Source organism: Streptomyces sp. NBC_00285, from assembly GCF_036174265.1.
Lineage (GTDB): Bacteria > Actinomycetota > Actinomycetes > Streptomycetales > Streptomycetaceae > Streptomyces.
In genome coordinates this window covers 4,292,698-4,307,032 of sequence record NZ_CP108055.1, presented here as the reverse complement: position 1 = coordinate 4,307,032, position 14,335 = coordinate 4,292,698, and the positions used below count along the sequence as shown (strand labels likewise).

General features: G+C 68.3%; 15 protein-coding genes and 1 tRNA gene. 10 read left to right on the top strand and 6 right to left on the bottom strand.

The features are described from left to right. Positions 1-7: 7 nt before the first annotated feature. Positions 8-1,315: a PTS transporter subunit EIIC gene (locus OHT57_RS19900; protein WP_328747802.1), complete on the bottom strand. Its 1,308-nt coding sequence runs from the start codon at positions 1,313-1,315 to the stop codon at positions 8-10. 258 nt (positions 1,316-1,573) lie between these two features. Between OHT57_RS19900 and OHT57_RS19895 the strand changes: the two genes are divergently transcribed. The 4 genes from OHT57_RS19895 (at position 1,574) to rdgB (ending at position 3,793) form a co-directional block, all read left to right on the top strand. After that, positions 1,574-1,807, top strand: coding sequence for a PTS glucose/sucrose transporter subunit IIB (locus OHT57_RS19895; RefSeq protein ID WP_328747801.1), 234 nt, complete (start codon positions 1,574-1,576; stop codon positions 1,805-1,807). Between the two features lie 77 nt (positions 1,808-1,884). Continuing rightward, on the top strand, positions 1,885-2,622 hold the full coding sequence (rph, locus tag OHT57_RS19890; RefSeq protein ID WP_328747800.1) for a ribonuclease PH: 738 nt from the start codon (positions 1,885-1,887) through the stop codon (positions 2,620-2,622). 144 nt (positions 2,623-2,766) lie between these two features. Beyond that, positions 2,767-3,168 (top strand): hypothetical protein, encoded by a 402-nt coding sequence (locus OHT57_RS19885; RefSeq protein WP_328747799.1) that lies wholly within the window; start codon positions 2,767-2,769, stop codon positions 3,166-3,168. Between the two features lie 22 nt (positions 3,169-3,190). Beyond that, positions 3,191-3,793, top strand: coding sequence for an RdgB/HAM1 family non-canonical purine NTP pyrophosphatase (rdgB, locus tag OHT57_RS19880; RefSeq protein WP_328747798.1), 603 nt, complete (start codon positions 3,191-3,193; stop codon positions 3,791-3,793). A gap of 38 nt (positions 3,794-3,831) precedes the next feature. Here the strand turns inward: rdgB and OHT57_RS19875 are convergent. The 3 genes from OHT57_RS19875 to bcp all read right to left on the bottom strand — a co-directional run bounded on the left by OHT57_RS19875 (position 3,832) and on the right by bcp (position 5,580). Beyond that, positions 3,832-3,915, bottom strand: a tRNA-Leu gene (locus OHT57_RS19875). A gap of 53 nt (positions 3,916-3,968) precedes the next feature. Then, on the bottom strand, positions 3,969-4,970 hold the full coding sequence (locus OHT57_RS19870; RefSeq protein ID WP_328747797.1) for an HNH endonuclease: 1,002 nt from the start codon (positions 4,968-4,970) through the stop codon (positions 3,969-3,971). Positions 4,971-5,112: 142 nt separating this feature from the next. Next, positions 5,113-5,580: a thioredoxin-dependent thiol peroxidase gene (gene bcp, locus OHT57_RS19865; RefSeq protein WP_328747796.1), complete on the bottom strand. Its 468-nt coding sequence runs from the start codon at positions 5,578-5,580 to the stop codon at positions 5,113-5,115. Between the two features lie 95 nt (positions 5,581-5,675). Between bcp and OHT57_RS19860 the strand changes: the two genes are divergently transcribed. Continuing rightward, the gene (locus OHT57_RS19860; RefSeq protein ID WP_328747795.1) at positions 5,676-6,005 is read left to right on the top strand and encodes a DUF3618 domain-containing protein; all 330 of its coding nucleotides are present in this window, start codon (positions 5,676-5,678) and stop codon (positions 6,003-6,005) included. Between the two features lie 92 nt (positions 6,006-6,097). Continuing rightward, on the top strand, positions 6,098-6,400 hold the full coding sequence (locus OHT57_RS19855; protein ID WP_443053622.1) for a GroES family chaperonin: 303 nt from the start codon (positions 6,098-6,100) through the stop codon (positions 6,398-6,400). 63 nt (positions 6,401-6,463) lie between these two features. On the opposite strand, the gene OHT57_RS19850 is transcribed toward OHT57_RS19855, so the two are convergent. After that, positions 6,464-8,890 carry a transglycosylase domain-containing protein gene (locus tag OHT57_RS19850; RefSeq protein ID WP_328747793.1) on the bottom strand — a complete coding sequence of 809 codons (2,427 nt, stop codon included), beginning with the start codon at positions 8,888-8,890 and terminating at the stop codon, positions 6,464-6,466. Between the two features lie 202 nt (positions 8,891-9,092). On the opposite strand from OHT57_RS19850, the gene OHT57_RS19845 reads away from it, so the two are divergent. The 4 genes from OHT57_RS19845 (at position 9,093) to OHT57_RS19830 (ending at position 12,710) form a co-directional block, all read left to right on the top strand. Next, positions 9,093-9,893: an ABC transporter permease gene (locus OHT57_RS19845; protein WP_328753253.1), complete on the top strand. Its 801-nt coding sequence runs from the start codon at positions 9,093-9,095 to the stop codon at positions 9,891-9,893. A gap of 157 nt (positions 9,894-10,050) precedes the next feature. Then, positions 10,051-10,815, top strand: coding sequence for an ABC transporter permease (locus OHT57_RS19840; protein WP_443053620.1), 765 nt, complete (start codon positions 10,051-10,053; stop codon positions 10,813-10,815). A gap of 38 nt (positions 10,816-10,853) precedes the next feature. Beyond that, on the top strand, positions 10,854-11,816 hold the full coding sequence (locus tag OHT57_RS19835) for an ABC transporter ATP-binding protein (RefSeq protein ID WP_328753251.1): 963 nt from the start codon (positions 10,854-10,856) through the stop codon (positions 11,814-11,816). Between the two features lie 33 nt (positions 11,817-11,849). Continuing rightward, positions 11,850-12,710: a DUF1707 SHOCT-like domain-containing protein gene (locus OHT57_RS19830; RefSeq protein ID WP_328747792.1), complete on the top strand. Its 861-nt coding sequence runs from the start codon at positions 11,850-11,852 to the stop codon at positions 12,708-12,710. 152 nt (positions 12,711-12,862) lie between these two features. On the opposite strand, the gene OHT57_RS19825 is transcribed toward OHT57_RS19830, so the two are convergent. Then, positions 12,863-14,197, bottom strand: a complete 1,335-nt coding sequence (locus OHT57_RS19825) for an SGNH/GDSL hydrolase family protein (RefSeq protein ID WP_328747791.1) — start codon at positions 14,195-14,197, stop codon at positions 12,863-12,865. Between the last annotated feature and the right edge of the window lie 138 nt (positions 14,198-14,335).

Here is a 14,335-nt window from a genome sequence, read left to right as displayed (position 1 = left end):
CGGCGACTCACGCCTTCGTGAGGTCCTCGATCTCCTCCTCGGGCTCACGGCCCGGGGTGGGGAGGTTCCACTTGACGATGGCGAAGCGGAAGACGGAGTAGTAGACCGCGCCGAAGGCAAGGCCGACCGGGATCAGCAGCCAGGGCTTGGTGGAGATGCCCCAGTTGATGAAGACGTCGATGAAGCCTGCCGAGAAGCTGAAGCCCATATGCATGCCCAGCGCCCACGTCACGGCCATCGAAACCGCCGTCAGGACCGCATGGATGGCGTAGAGCACCGGGGCGATGAACATGAACGTGAACTCGATCGGCTCGGTGACACCCGTGACGAACGAGGTCAACGCCATCGACATCATCATGCCCATCACGGCCTTGCGGCGCTCCGGGCGGGCCGAGTGAGCGATCGCGAGGGCGGCGGCGGGCAGACCGAACATCATGATCGGGAAGAAGCCGGTCATGAACATACCGGCGCTCGGGTCGCCACCGAAGAAACGCGGCAGGTCGCCGTGGAAGACGGTGCCGGAGGAGTTGGTGTACTCGCCGATCTGGAACCAGGCCACGGAGTTGACGAACTGGTGCATGCCGATCGGGATCAGTGCACGGTTGATGAGACCGAAGAGGGCCGAGCCGAAGGCACCGAGACCGGTCATCCACTCGCCGAAGTTCGTGATGACGTTGCCGATGGGCTCCCAGCCCACGACGACCAGAACACCGAGAACCGTGCCGACGGCGGCCGTGATGATCGGGACGAGCCGACGGCCGTTGAAGAAGCCGAGCCAGTCGACGAGCCTCTTGCGGTGGTAGCGCTGCCACAGCACCGCGGTCAGCAGACCGAGGATGATGCCGCCGAGCACGCCCGGGTTCTGGAAGCTCGCGGTCTGCGCGGCCTCGGTGCCCTTCTGCCAGAAGCCGCCTCCGAGGCCGGTCGGCGTGTAGGTGGCGCCCTCGTGCCCGTCCTTGATCGGGTACTGGTGGATCACCGCGTAGTAGGCGAGGAAGCCGACCACCGCGGCCAGCGCCGTCGAGCCGTCGGCCTTCTTCGCGAAGCCGATGGCCACACCTATACAGAACAGCAGGGGCAGACCGAAGGAGCTGTCGAGCAGAGCGCCACCGGCACCGGCGAACACCTTCGCCACGTCGGCGGGTATGTGGAACTTCTTCTGGGAGTCCGCTTGACCGAGTCGGAGCAAGAGCCCCGCTGCCGGCAACACGGCGATGGGCAGCTGCAGGCTGCGGCCGACCTTCTGCAGGCCTTGGAAAAGACCGGATCCCCGCTTCTTCGCGGGGGCGGCCGCCGTCTCGGTGGCGGTGCTCATACGTCCTCCATCGGGTGGTGGTCTACACCACTCAGTGGTGTAGACCTGTTGTACACGATGGGGTCGATATAAGGAACCCGTCAGTTCCGCAACCGGAGAGCTACGCCCCGTCAGGCCCCGAGCGGACTCCCGGGTTGGCGACCGCCCGTCAGGTGGTGTAGACCAGCAACGGACGATTGGGTTGCTGTGACGTCATCTATCGGTACGTACGGCGCAATCGCTCACGAAGCTGGGCCACCTGTGCGTGAGGAGACCGACATGGCCACCAAGGCAGAGAAGATCGTCGCCGGACTCGGCGGCATCGAGAACATCGAAGAGGTCGAAGGCTGCATCACCCGCCTGCGCACCGAAGTCGTCGACGCGAGCAAAGTCGACGAAGCCGCCCTCAAAGCCGCCGGCGCCCACGGCGTCGTCAAGATGGGCACCGCCATCCAGGTCGTCATCGGCACCGACGCCGACCCCATCGCAGCGGAGATCGAAGACCTGATGTGAGCCACCCGTTCACGCGAAAAGGGCCCCTTTCCCCCGCGGGAGGGGCCCTTCCCACTGGTGCGGATAGGCTCAGCGCCATGTCTCGAATCGACGGCCGCACCCCCGAACAACTCCGCCCGGTCACCATCGAACGCGGCTGGAGCAAGCACGCCGAAGGCTCCGTCCTCGTCTCCTTCGGCGACACCAAAGTCTTCTGCACCGCCTCCGTCACCGAAGGCGTCCCCCGCTGGCGCAAAGGCAGCGGCGAAGGCTGGGTCACCGCCGAATACTCCATGCTGCCCCGCGCCACCAACACCCGCGGCGACCGCGAATCCGTCCGCGGCAGGATCGGCGGCCGCACCCACGAGATCAGCCGCCTCATCGGCCGTTCCCTGCGCGCCGTCATCGACTACAAGGCACTCGGCGAGAACACCATCGTCCTCGACTGTGACGTCCTCCAGGCCGACGGCGGCACCCGCACCGCAGCCATCACCGGCGCCTACGTCGCACTCGCCGACGCCATCTCCTGGGCCCAGGGCAGGAAGCTGATCAAAGCTGGCCGCCAGCCGCTGACGGGAACCGTCTCCGCGGTCTCGGTCGGCATCGTGGGAGGGGTGCCGTTGCTGGACCTCCGCTACGAAGAGGACGTCAAGGCCGACACCGACATGAACGTCGTCTGCACCGGCGACGGCCGCTTCGTCGAGGTCCAGGGCACCGCCGAGGCCGAACCCTTCGCCCGCGACGAACTCAACACCCTCCTCGACCTCGCCGTATCAGGCTGCACGGACCTTGCCGCCCTGCAGAGCAAGGCACTCGACACGGTCCTCGAAAGGTAAAGAGAACGCCAAGGAATCCGGTGGCGGCACGCAACCCCACCGACCTCCCTGACGTCTCTGGAAGTACGGGCGCCTGCTGTGCACAGCAGGCGCCCGACCAACAACGGGGGCCTGTGAGGCCTGCCCACAGGAGGGAACAGAACCATGGCCGCGAGCCGACGCCGCCGTACCACCACCACCATCGCCGCCGCCGTAGCCGCCGTCGCACTGACGATCGGCCTCACCACCGGCTGCGACGCGGTCAGCAAGGCACTCGACTGCGTCCAGACCGCCGACGCCATCGCCGACAGCGTCACCGACCTCCAGCAAGCCGTGGAAAACGCCTCCAACGACCCCACCCAGCTGGAGGAGTCCCTCAACTCCATCGACAAGAACCTCGACCAGATCGGCGACAAGACGGACAACGCCGACGTCAACAAGGCGGTCGACAACCTCGGCGACGCGGTCACCAACGTCCGCTCGGCAGTGGAGAAGGGTGACGCGACCCCCGACCTCAGCCCGATCACCGACGCGGCAGGCGAACTGACCAAGGTCTGCACCCCCTGACCGGACTTGGATACTGGTGGACATGACCCGCCTGATCCTCGCCACCCGCAACGCCGGAAAAATCACCGAACTCCACGCCATCCTCGCCGACGCAGGCCTGCCCCACGACCTCGTCGGCGCGGACGCGTACCCCGAGATCCCCGACGTCAAGGAAACCGGCGTCACCTTCGCCGAAAACGCCCTCCTCAAAGCCCACGCCCTCGCCCAGGCAACCGGGTTGCCCGCCATCGCCGACGACTCAGGCCTCTGCGTCGACGTCCTGAACGGCGCCCCCGGCATCTTCTCGGCCCGCTGGGCAGGCACCCACGGAGACGACAAGGCCAACCTGGCGCTGCTCCTGGCCCAGTTGTCGGACATCGCCGACGAACACCGCGGCGCCCACTTCGCCTGCGCGGCGGCGCTGGCACTTCCGGACGGCACGGAGCGAGTGGTCGAGGGCCAACTCCGAGGCGTCCTCCGCCACACCCCGACCGGCACGAACGGCTTCGGCTACGACCCGATCCTCCAGCCGGACGGCGACACACGAACCTGCGCCGAACTGTCGCCGGCCGAGAAGAACGCGATCAGCCACCGGGGGCAGGCGTTTCGGGCGCTGGTGCCGGTGGTTCGGGAGTTGTTGGGCTGACCAACACGAGAAGGGCCGCCCAGTCGGGCGGCCCTTCGTGCGGCCGGTGGGATTCGAACCCACACGGGCTTTCGCCCACTGCGATCTAAACGCAGCTCGGCTGCCAGTTACGACACGGCCGCTTAAAACGGTCATCAGGCTCGACCGGCGGCACCAAGTCTACGGGGACCAGCGCTCACCTCGCGAGAGGGGCTCTTGCCTTCTGACGGCACCACGTCTCGGTCAGCGAATGACAGTTGGGACACAGATATCGCAGGTTCTCCCGACGATTGTCGCGCCAGTCACCATTGATGTGGTCGATCTGCAAGGTAAGGGGGCGGCCTCGCCACTCGCCGCTGTTGCCGCATTCCGTGCACGCATACGGCTCTCCCACTTCGGTCAAGGCCCGGTGCAGTCGGGTTCTGTTCGTCCGTCCTGCTTGATCTGGCAGGACGGTCAGTACCCGAGACGCGGTTGGTGGGGGTCCTGGGCGCTCGGGTCGTGCCCAGGATCGACGCTTGAAGTGACTGGTGTCGAGATGGAGGCGCGAGGCGGCACGCCGGACACGCCGATGGTTGGTGTCGTTGACTTCCAGGCCGAGGCCGCGCATGACGTCGGCGTAACTCGTCGAGTTCTGCACGAGGTTCCGTAGTTCGCCCTCGGGAGTTGCTGCTCGCCGATGGGAGAAGTGGCTGACGTCGATGTGTTGGGCGGCCAGCATGCGTGCCAGCGTCGTCCGGGACCGACTGTCGTCGGGAACTCCCAGGGCGCGCGCCACGCCACGCACACTCGTGGCTGTTGCTGCGGCGGTCTGGAGTTCGTGGCGGGTGAAGGGTAGATCCACCTCCGGGCGACCAATACCGGGGAAATGGCTGATGTCGATGCCCGCCGCGGCAATACGGCGCCGGATGTGGGAGAGCGTTCCCGTGGCGGGGGCGGCACCCAGCTTCGCGGCTACTTCCCGCAGCGACGAGGACGAGGCCGCAGCTTCGGCGATCGCGCCATCGGGGTACTTGCGCCACGGGCTGCGTTTGACGAAATGGCTGGTGTCGAGTCCGTAACGGGTGATTTTCTCCTGCAACACCCGCCGTTGGCCTCCGCTTGGGCTTAGGTCGAGCCGCCGCATCAGATCAGTCCAGTTACGAGCCTTGGCGACCTCCGGCTCCAGCCGCTCCCGCGTGTACGCGCTTGCCCCCACCGAACCCCCTCCGTTCTCGGCCGCATGTTCGCGACCTCGTACGGAGTAACGAACCGCTTATCGGACAGTCACGCCCGAAACGTAAAGCGGCTCGCACCGGGTAATCCGGTGCGAGCCGCTTCGACGAGGGAAACGCGGGAGCTCAGATCCCCAGGTCCTTGAGGAGCTTCGCCACGTGTCCCGTCGCGCGGACGTTGTAGAGGGCGTGTTCGACCTTGCCCTCCTCGTCGACGATGAGGGTGGAGCGGATGACGCCCATGTAGGTCTTGCCGTAGTTCTTCTTCTCGCCGAACGCGCCGTAGGCCTCGGTCACCGACTTCTCCGGGTCGGCGAGGAGGGTGATCTTCAGGGATTCCTTGTCGCGGAACTTGGCCAGTTTCTCCGGCTTGTCGGGGGAGATGCCGATGACGTCGTAGCCCGCGCCGGCCAGCACCTCCAGGTTGTCGGTGAAGTCGCAGGCCTGCTTCGTGCAGCCGGGGGTCAGGGCGGCCGGGTAGAAGTAGACGATGACCTTGCGGCCCTTGTGGTCCGAGAGGGACACGTCGTTGCCGTCGGCGTCGGGCAGGGTGAAGGCGGGGGCCACGGCCCCGGGCTGGAGTCGCTCGCTCATTGGGTCAGCGTAACCGGGGGTCCTGACAGTGCGGTCGCGGGCGGAGCTGACAGACTGTCCAGGACACAGCCGCAGCCAACTTCGGAGGCCCCACCGTGGCGGACACGTCGGACATCAGAACCCCGGCGCAGATCGAGGCGGACATCAAGCGCCGCCGCGAGCTTCTGGCTGAGACGCTCGACGAGATCGGGGTGCGGGTGCACCCGAAGACGATCGTCGGTGACGCGAAGGCCAAGGTCGTCTCCAACGTCGACCACGTGCTCGGGCGGGCGTACGTCTCCGTCAACAGGGCTGTCACCGAGGTGAAGGCCCAGTTCGTGGACGAGGAGGGTGCTCCTCGTCTTGAGCGGGTGGTGCCGGTGGCCCTCGTCGCCGTGGGTCTCGTGGGGCTGCTGGCTCTGGGTGCCCGGCGTCGAAGGGCCTGACCCGGGGGCGTACGCGGGCTTCGAAGGCAGGTAGGTTCAGTGGCGTGAGCGCCAAGAGGATCGACACCCACGACGACAAGCTGCCCATCCGGATGCTGCACGACCGTGTGCTGGTGCGGCAGGAGAACGGCGAGGGCGAGCGGCGGTCGGGCGGAGGCATCCTCATTCCCGCCACCGCGGCCGTCGGGCGCCGGCTGGCCTGGGCCGCGGTCGTGGCGGTGGGGCAGAACGTGCGGACGGTGGAGCCGGGTGACCGGGTGCTGTACGACCCGGAGGACCGTGCCGAGGTCGAGGTGCGGGGCATCGGGTACGTGTTGATGCGGGAACGGGATCTGCACGCGGTGGCCGCCGACCGGTTCGAGGGCTCCGAGGACTCGACGGGGCTGTACTTGTAGGCAGATGGCGAAAGGGGCCGGTGACTGTGGTCACCGGCCCCTTTCGTCGTGTCGCGGGGGTGGTCAGTCCCATCTGGAGATGGTCGCCGGGCCTCCGCCCGTTGTCGTTCCTTCGGATGAGCCGTTCGTGGTGCCGCCGGTCGTGTCTCCGGTGGTTCCGCCGGTGGTGTCGCCCGTGGTGCCGCCGGTGGTGGTGTCTCCGGTGGTGCCGCCGGTCGTCGTGCCGCCGTCGGTGGTGGTGCCGCCGGTCGTGTCTCCGGTGGTTCCGCCGGTGGTGTCGCCTGTGGTGCCGCCGGTGGTGGTCGTGCCGCCGTTGTCCTGGCCCTGGGTCTGGCCCGGGGGGGCCGTCCCGCCGGTGGTGTCTCCGGTGGTGCCGCCGTTGTCCTGGTCGCCCGTGGTCGGGTCGGCCGGGGCCTGGGTGCTCGGCGCCTGGGTCTCGGCGCCCGGCTGGAGTTCGAGGTCGAAGTCGGTGACCGGCTTCCCCTTGAGGGCGGCCTTGGTGTACTGCGCCCAGATCTCGGCCGGGGGGCCGCCGCCGTTGACGCGCTGCAGGCCCATCGCGCCGTACAGCGACTTGTGGTCGGCGGTCACCGGGTCCTGGCCCATGACGGAGACGACGGTGGCGAGTTCGGGGGTGTAGCCGGCGAACCAGGCGGCGGTGTCCTCCTCGGCGGTGCCGGTCTTGCCCGCGGCGGAGCGGTCGGCGGCCTGGGCGGCGGTGGCGGTGCCGTTGTCGACGACGCTCTGCAGGACGGAGGTGGTGGTGTCGGCGGCCTGGCGGCTGATGGCCTGTGTGGTCCGCTGCTGGGGCAGCTCGACGGCTTCCGAACCGTCCTTGGTGATCTTGTCGATCATCGTGTACGTGCCGTGCCGGCCGTGGTTGGCGAGCGTCGCGTAGGCCTCGGCCATGTCGAGGACGCTCGCGGTGTTCACGCCGAGGGCGATGGAGGGTGTGGCCGTGAGGTCGGGGGTGTCGGAGGGGATGCCCATGTCGATGGCGGTCTGCTTGACCTTGTCGGAGCCGACGTCGACGGCCATCTGTGCGTACACCGAGTTGACGGACTTGTCGGTGGCCGCGCGTACGGTGATCTCGCCGTAGGAGCCGTCGTCCTCGTTCTCGGGGGCGTAGGTGCCGCCGTTCCACCCGACGACGGGGCGCTTGTTGGTGCCGTCGTAGTAGGTGTTCGGGGTGATGAGCCGGCCGTCCTGGGTCTCGGAGTGGTTCTGGACGGCGGCGGCGAAGACGATGGACTTGAAGATGGAGCCGACCTGGAAGTCGCCGCGGGTGGCGCCGTTCGTGTACTGCTTGACGTAGTCGACGCCGCCGTACATGGCGACGACCTTGCCGGTCTTCGGGTCGACGGAGGCGCCGCCGGCGCGGACGTAGTTGTCGACCTTGTTGTTCTTCTTGTCGAGCTTGTCCATCACCTTGTCGTTGACCGCCTTGACGAAGGCGTTCTGCTTGTTCTTGTCCAGGGTGGTGGTGATGCGGTAGCCGCCGGCTTCCAGCTGCTCCGAGGTGACGATCTTGTTGGTGGTGAGGTAGTCCTTGATGGCCTGGACGATGTAGCCGCGCTGTCCGGACAGGCCGGTGGAGATGGTCTGTTCCTTGGGCATCGGGAACTTCAGTCCGGTGCGTGCGGACTCGCTGAGCCAGCCCTTCTTGACCATGCCGTCCAGGACGTAGTTCCAGCGGGCCTCGGCGGCGGCCTTGTTCTCGGGGTGGGCGACGACGTCGTACTCGCTGGGGGCGTTGACCAGTGCGGCGAGGTAGGCGGCGCGGGCCGGGTCGAGGTCGACGGCGTCGATGCCGTAGTAGGCCTGGGCGGCGGCCTGGATGCCGTAGGCGTTGCGGCCGAAGTAGCTGGTGTTGAGGTAGCCCTCGAGGATCTCGTCCTTGGACTTCTCGCGGTCCAGCTTGATCGAGATGAAGAACTCCTTGGCCTTGCGGGTGACGGTCTGTTCCTGGGCCAGGTAGTAGTTCTTCACGTACTGCTGGGTGATCGTGGAGCCGGACTGCTTGCCCTTGCCGGTGGCGGTGTTCCAGGCGGCGCGGAGCATGGCCTTGGGGTCGATCGCGGACTCGGAGTAGAAGTCGCGGTCCTCGGCGGCCAGGATGGCGTGCTGTGCGTCCTTGGAGATCTGTGCGAGGCCGACGTTCTCGCGGTTGATCTCGCCGTCGCGGGCGAGCTGGCTGCCGTCGGAGTAGAGGTAGACGTTGGACTGCTTCATGGCGAGTGCGTTGGCCGGTGGGATGTTGACCATGGAGTAGCCGACGTAGAACAGTCCGGCCACGACGATCAGTCCGACGACGAAGGCGCCCAGCACCATGCGCCAGGTCGGGATCAGCCGTCGCCAGCCCGTGCGCTTGGGCCGCTTGGGCTTCTTGGCCTTCTCGGCTTTCTCGGCCTTTTCCTGGCCGGGCTCTTCAGCCGCCTGCGGTTCTCTGGGTGCCCAGCCCTCGGTCGGCTGCTGCGGCTGGTCGCTCATGTCGTGCACGGACTCCTGTTTCGCGTCATACGTTCCCGTACGACCTCGTACGTCTTCTCTGCTCCCTGTTGAAGACTCTCGCACCATGCGTTCCGTTCCCGGATATGGCGCGCGTCTCGCCCAGAAAATGGGTGGCCCGCCTCATCACCTGCGCAGTAGGCTCCGGCGCTTTGGTGTCGGCGGGCCGAGGAGTGCTGTGGATGTGGGTTCCGGGCGGTTGTACGCGGCCGTCGCGGCGGGTGGATTCAGACGGTACGCGACCTATCGGGCGGCGACACTCGCAGGGGTGTTCACCAACACCGTCTTCGGTGTGATCCTCGTCTACACGTATTTGGCGTTGTGGGACGAGAAGCCTCATCTCGGGGGCTACGACCAGGCGCAGGCGGTCACCTATGTGTGGCTCGGGCAGTGTCTCTACTCGACGCTCGCGATCCAGGGCGGCGGGGCGGAGAAGGATCTGATGGACCGCATCCGCACGGGGGAGATCGCGGTCGACCTGTACCGGCCGGCCGACCTCCAACTGTGGTGGCTGGCGAGCGACTTGGGGCGGTCGATGTTCCAGCTGATCGGGCGGGGGGTGATCCCGTTCGCGTTCGGCGCGCTGTTCTTCCCGATGGCGCTGCCCACGGACGTGATGTCCTGGGCGGCCCTTCTGGTGGCGCTGTTCCTCGCGATGCTCGTCAGTTTCGGGATCCGGTATCTGGCGGCGTTGAGCGCGTTCTGGCTGATGGACGGCCAGGGCATCTCCCAGGCCGTGATGATCCTGGGCATCTTCTGCTCGGGCATGGTGCTTCCGCTGAACGCTTTTCCGGGTGTGTTCGGCGACATCGTGCGCGTGCTGCCGTGGGCGGCGCAGTTGCAGATGCCGGCGGACGTGCTGATGGGGAGGACCGATCCGCTGGGGGCGTATGCCTTCCAGGCGGTGTGGGCGGTGGTGCTGCTGGCGGCGGGGCGGCTGCTGCAGTCGGCGGCGACGCGGCGGGTGGTGGTGCAGGGTGGATGAGACACCGCGCCTGGACCACACATCGAGTGTGGATGACACACCGCGCCCGGGTGAGGCATCGGGCCGGGGTGGGACACCGCGCCTGGGGGAGATACCGCGCCTGGGGCAGGTAGCGCGCCTGGGTGAGGGGCTGCGGGCCTACCGGCTGATCGCGGGCATGTGGATCCGCTCCGCCATGACCTACCGGACGTCGTTCGTCGTCACGGTGTTCGGCAACCTGGCGGTGACCGGCCTGGACTTCGTCGGGATCCTGCTGATGTTCTCCCAGGTCGACTCGCTGGGCGGCTGGACGCTGCCCGAGATCGCCTTCCTCTACGGCCTGTCGGTCACCTCCTTCGGCATCGCCGACCTGGTGCTCGGTTCGATGGACGTGCTGGGCTCCCGGATCCGCGACGGCTCCTTCGACATCCTGCTGGTGCGGCCCGCGCCGGTGCTCGCGCAGATCGGCGCGGACCACTTCGCGTTGCGCCGGCTGGGCCGGATCACGCAGGGCGCGGTGGTGCTGGTGTGGGCGCTGACGGCGGTCGACGTCGACTGGAGCGTGGCGAAGGTGCTGCTGGTGCCGGTGATGGTGGTGAGCGGCGCGGTGATCTTCAGTGCGGTGTTCGTGGCGGGCGCGGCGTTCCAGATCTACGCGCAGGACGCGAGCGAGGTGCAGAACGCGTTCACGTACGGCGGTACCACCCTGTTGCAGTATCCGCCGGCCGTGTTCGGGAAGGACTTCGTGCGCGGGGTGACGTTCATGCTGCCGCTGGCCTTCGTCAACTGGGTGCCGGCGTCCTATGTGTTGGGGCGGCCGTACCCGCTGGAGCTGCCGGGGTGGGTGGCCTTCGTGTCCCCGCTGGTGGCGGTGGGGTGCTGTGCGCTGGCCGGGCTGGCGTGGCGGGCGGGGCTCGGTTCGTATCGGAGTACGGGGAGTTGACGACGGACGTGGCGGTGGACGGGACGACGGACGTGGTGATGGACGCCTTCATTGAACTCGACCAGGTCGAGAAGGTCTTCGACGTGCGCAAGAAGACCGGCTTCCTGAAACGGGAGCGGCGCGAGGTGCGGGCGGTCGACTCGATCTCCTTCACCGTGGCGCGCGGCGAGATGGTCGGGTACATCGGCCCGAACGGTGCCGGGAAGTCGACGACGATCAAGATGCTGACGGGCATCCTGACCCCGTCCGGTGGCCGGCTGCGGGTGGCGGGGATCGACCCGTCCCGTGAACGCACGCGCCTGGCCCACCGCATCGGCGTGGTCTTCGGCCAGCGCACCACCTTGTGGTGGGACCTCCCGCTGATCGACTCGTACAAGCTGATGCACCGCATGTACCGCATCCCGGACGCCCGTTATCGCGAGAACCTCGACCGCTGTGTCGAACTCCTCGAACTGGGCGACCTGTTGGACGTCCCGGTACGGCAACTGTCGCTGGGGCAGCGGATGCGGGGGGACATCGCGGCGGCACTGCTGCACGACCCCGAGGTGCTGTACCTGGACGAGCCGACCATCGGGCTCGACGTCATCTCCAAGGCCAAGGTGCGGGGATTCCTGCGGGAGTTGAACACCGAGCGCGGCACGACGGTCCTGCTGACCACGCATGACCTCCAGGACATCGAGCAGCTCTGCTCGCGCGTGATGGTCATCGATCACGGGCGCCTCATGTACGACGGTCCGCTCTCCGGTCTCCATGAGGTGGGGGAGAGCGAGCGCACCCTGGTGGTGGATCTGGAACGGGAACTTCCGCCGATCGAGGCGGCTCCCGCGCGCGTGGTGCGGGTGGAGGGGCCGCGGCAGTGGCTCGCCTTCCCGGCGTCCGAGTCGGCGGCGGCGCTGGTGGCGCGGGTCGCGGCGGAGTATCCGCTGGTGGATCTTTCGGTGCGGGAGCCGGACATCGAGGCGGTGATCGCGAAGATGTACGCGGAGCGGGCCGGCGCATAGTGCCGGGCCGGGAGACCTCGTACGCTGCCCTGTATGACCGACGCTGTGTCTTCCGGGGGGACGCCCCCCAGGCCCCCAGGCCCGGAACTCCGGGCTTCCGACGCCGATCGTGAGCGGGTCGCCGAGGTCCTGCGGGACGCCCTCGCCGAGGGGCGCCTCGACATGGAGGAGTTCGAGGAGCGGCTGGAGACGACGTTCAGGGCCCGGACGTACGGGGAGCTCGCGCCGATCACCCGGGACCTGCCGGTCGGGCAGGTGGCCGTTCCCCGGGTCGACATGGTGAAGCGGCCGGAACCGGACGGGAGTTGGGCGTCGCGGATCGTCGGCGGCGAGGGGTCCTCGACGTGGGCCGTCGCCGTGATGTCCGGGTTCCAGCGCAAGGGGCGGTGGACCGTGCCCCGGCGCTTCAACTGCTTCGCCTTCTGGGGCGGCGGGGAGATCGATCTGCGGGAGGCGAACTTCGCGGACCGCGAGGTCGAGATCAACTGCGTGGCCGTCATGGGCGGCATGCAGGTGATCGTGCCGCCGGGGGTCGAGGTCGTGGTGCGTGGGATCGGGATCATGGGCGGGTTCGACCAGCGTGAGGAAGGGGTGCCGGGGGAACCGGGGGCACCCCGTGTGATCGTGACCGGGTTCGCGTTCTGGGGCGGGGTCGAGCGCAAGCGCACCAGGGCGGAACGGCAGCAGCTCCGGGAGGAGCGGCGCCAGGAGAAGCTGGACCGCAGGGCGGCCGTCCGTGAGCTCAAGGAGTCGGCCCGGGGCGATGCGCGGGATGTGCACCGGCGGATGATCGAGGGACATCACGACCTGCGGTGGGCCCGGCATCAGGAGCGCAGGGAGCGGCACGAGGAGCGCAGGGGGCGCCGGGAGCGGCGCCGGCGCGAGGAGGACTGAGGGGGCGGTGGGTGGCTGCGGGTGCGGGTGCGGGTGCGGGTGCGTTGTGGCTGGTCGCGCCCACGCGGCGGAGCCGCATGTCGATACAGCCCCGCGCCCCTGGGTGGGTGCGGTCGCGAACTGCCCAGCTGTACCCATAGGGGCGCGGGGAACTAAAGACGTGCCGCCGTCGAACCCTTCAGGTATTCCAGGTCGAAGGAAGACGCCATCCGCTCGTACCCCCTGTCGTTGGGGTGCAGCCGGTCCCCGGAGTCGTACATCATGCGGAGGCTACGGGGGTCGTAGGGGTCCCTCAGCGCCTTGTCGAAGTCGATCACCGCGTCGTAGACCCTGCCCGAACGGATCTCCGCGTTGACGGTCTGGCGGACGCCCTCGCGGGCCTCGGTCCAGGTGGTGCGCTTGCCGACGGGCATGAGCGTCGAGCCGACGACCTTGATGCCGCGGGCGTGCGCCTGGCGGACCAGGTCGCGCAGACCGGTGAGGAGATTCTGGGGGTCGACGGTGCCCGGCGTGCGGAGGATGTCGTTGATGCCGAGGTCGATCACGACGATCTTGACGTTGGGGCGGTCGAGGACGTCCCGCCGGAAGCGGCGGATGCCGGCCTGGTTCTCCAGGGGGCGGCCCCGGGCGTCTGCGAGGACCCGGTTGCCGCCGATCCCCTCGTTGACGACGCTGTAGCGGGGCAGGTCCCGGCCGGCGGCGAGCGCGGTGCGCAGGCGTCGGTTCAGAAAGTCCGGCCAGCGGGCGTTCGCGTCGGCGGTGGAGTTCTTGCCGTCGGTCAGCGAGTCGCCGAAGGCGACCACCGTGCCGTCGGCCTCGTCGCTGAGCACGTCCAGCGCGGTGAGGTACCGCCAGTGGTCGACCTGCTGCGTGTACCCCGTCCCCGTCTCGTCCTCGGTGAGGTCGCCCGGACCGGCGTACGAGGTCTGCCGGGCCGTCGGATGGTAGGTGACCGGGCCGGAGAGGGTGGGGGAGTAGGTGGTGACCAGGACGTCTGCGCCCGCCGGGACGGCCAGGGCGACGGCGTCGCTGAGCATCTGCCCGCCCGCCGGGATGACGGCCGTGGTGCTGCCTGCGAACGTGAGGCGGCGCATGGTGCCCGCGTTCGCCGCGGCGGTCCTGGTGCCGGCGGCGAGCGCGAGGGTCGCGTGGGTGATGGTCAGCGGGCTCTTGCCGTAGAGGTTGGACAGCGTGATGCGGGCACTCGTACCGCCGACACTGGTGTGGACGACGTTGCGGAGCGAGCGGCCCGTCATGCCCTCGTTGCCGGTGCCGGGCTCGGCGCCGACCGGGGATGCGGACCAGGTGCCGACCCAGACTCCGGCGGAGACGGGGGCGGCGGAGGGACGCGAGGGCCCGGGGCCGGTCAGTGAGGTTCGGTCCCTGGGGCCGGTGCCGGCCGCCACCGCGACGTAGATGGCGGTGGACAGGGCCACGATCGTGGCGACGATCGCGGCGAGCAGGGCGTAACCATGACGCCTTGTCATGTGGTGCTGGTCTCCTCAGGAGATGGGAGCCCGGGGCTCCGATCTGATCACCTCATGATGAGGCATGAACCTGGGGCACGTGACGAGACCCCCTCCGGATCCCTCGTCCGGTCGGACTCCGGGAACTCCTGTTCCGTT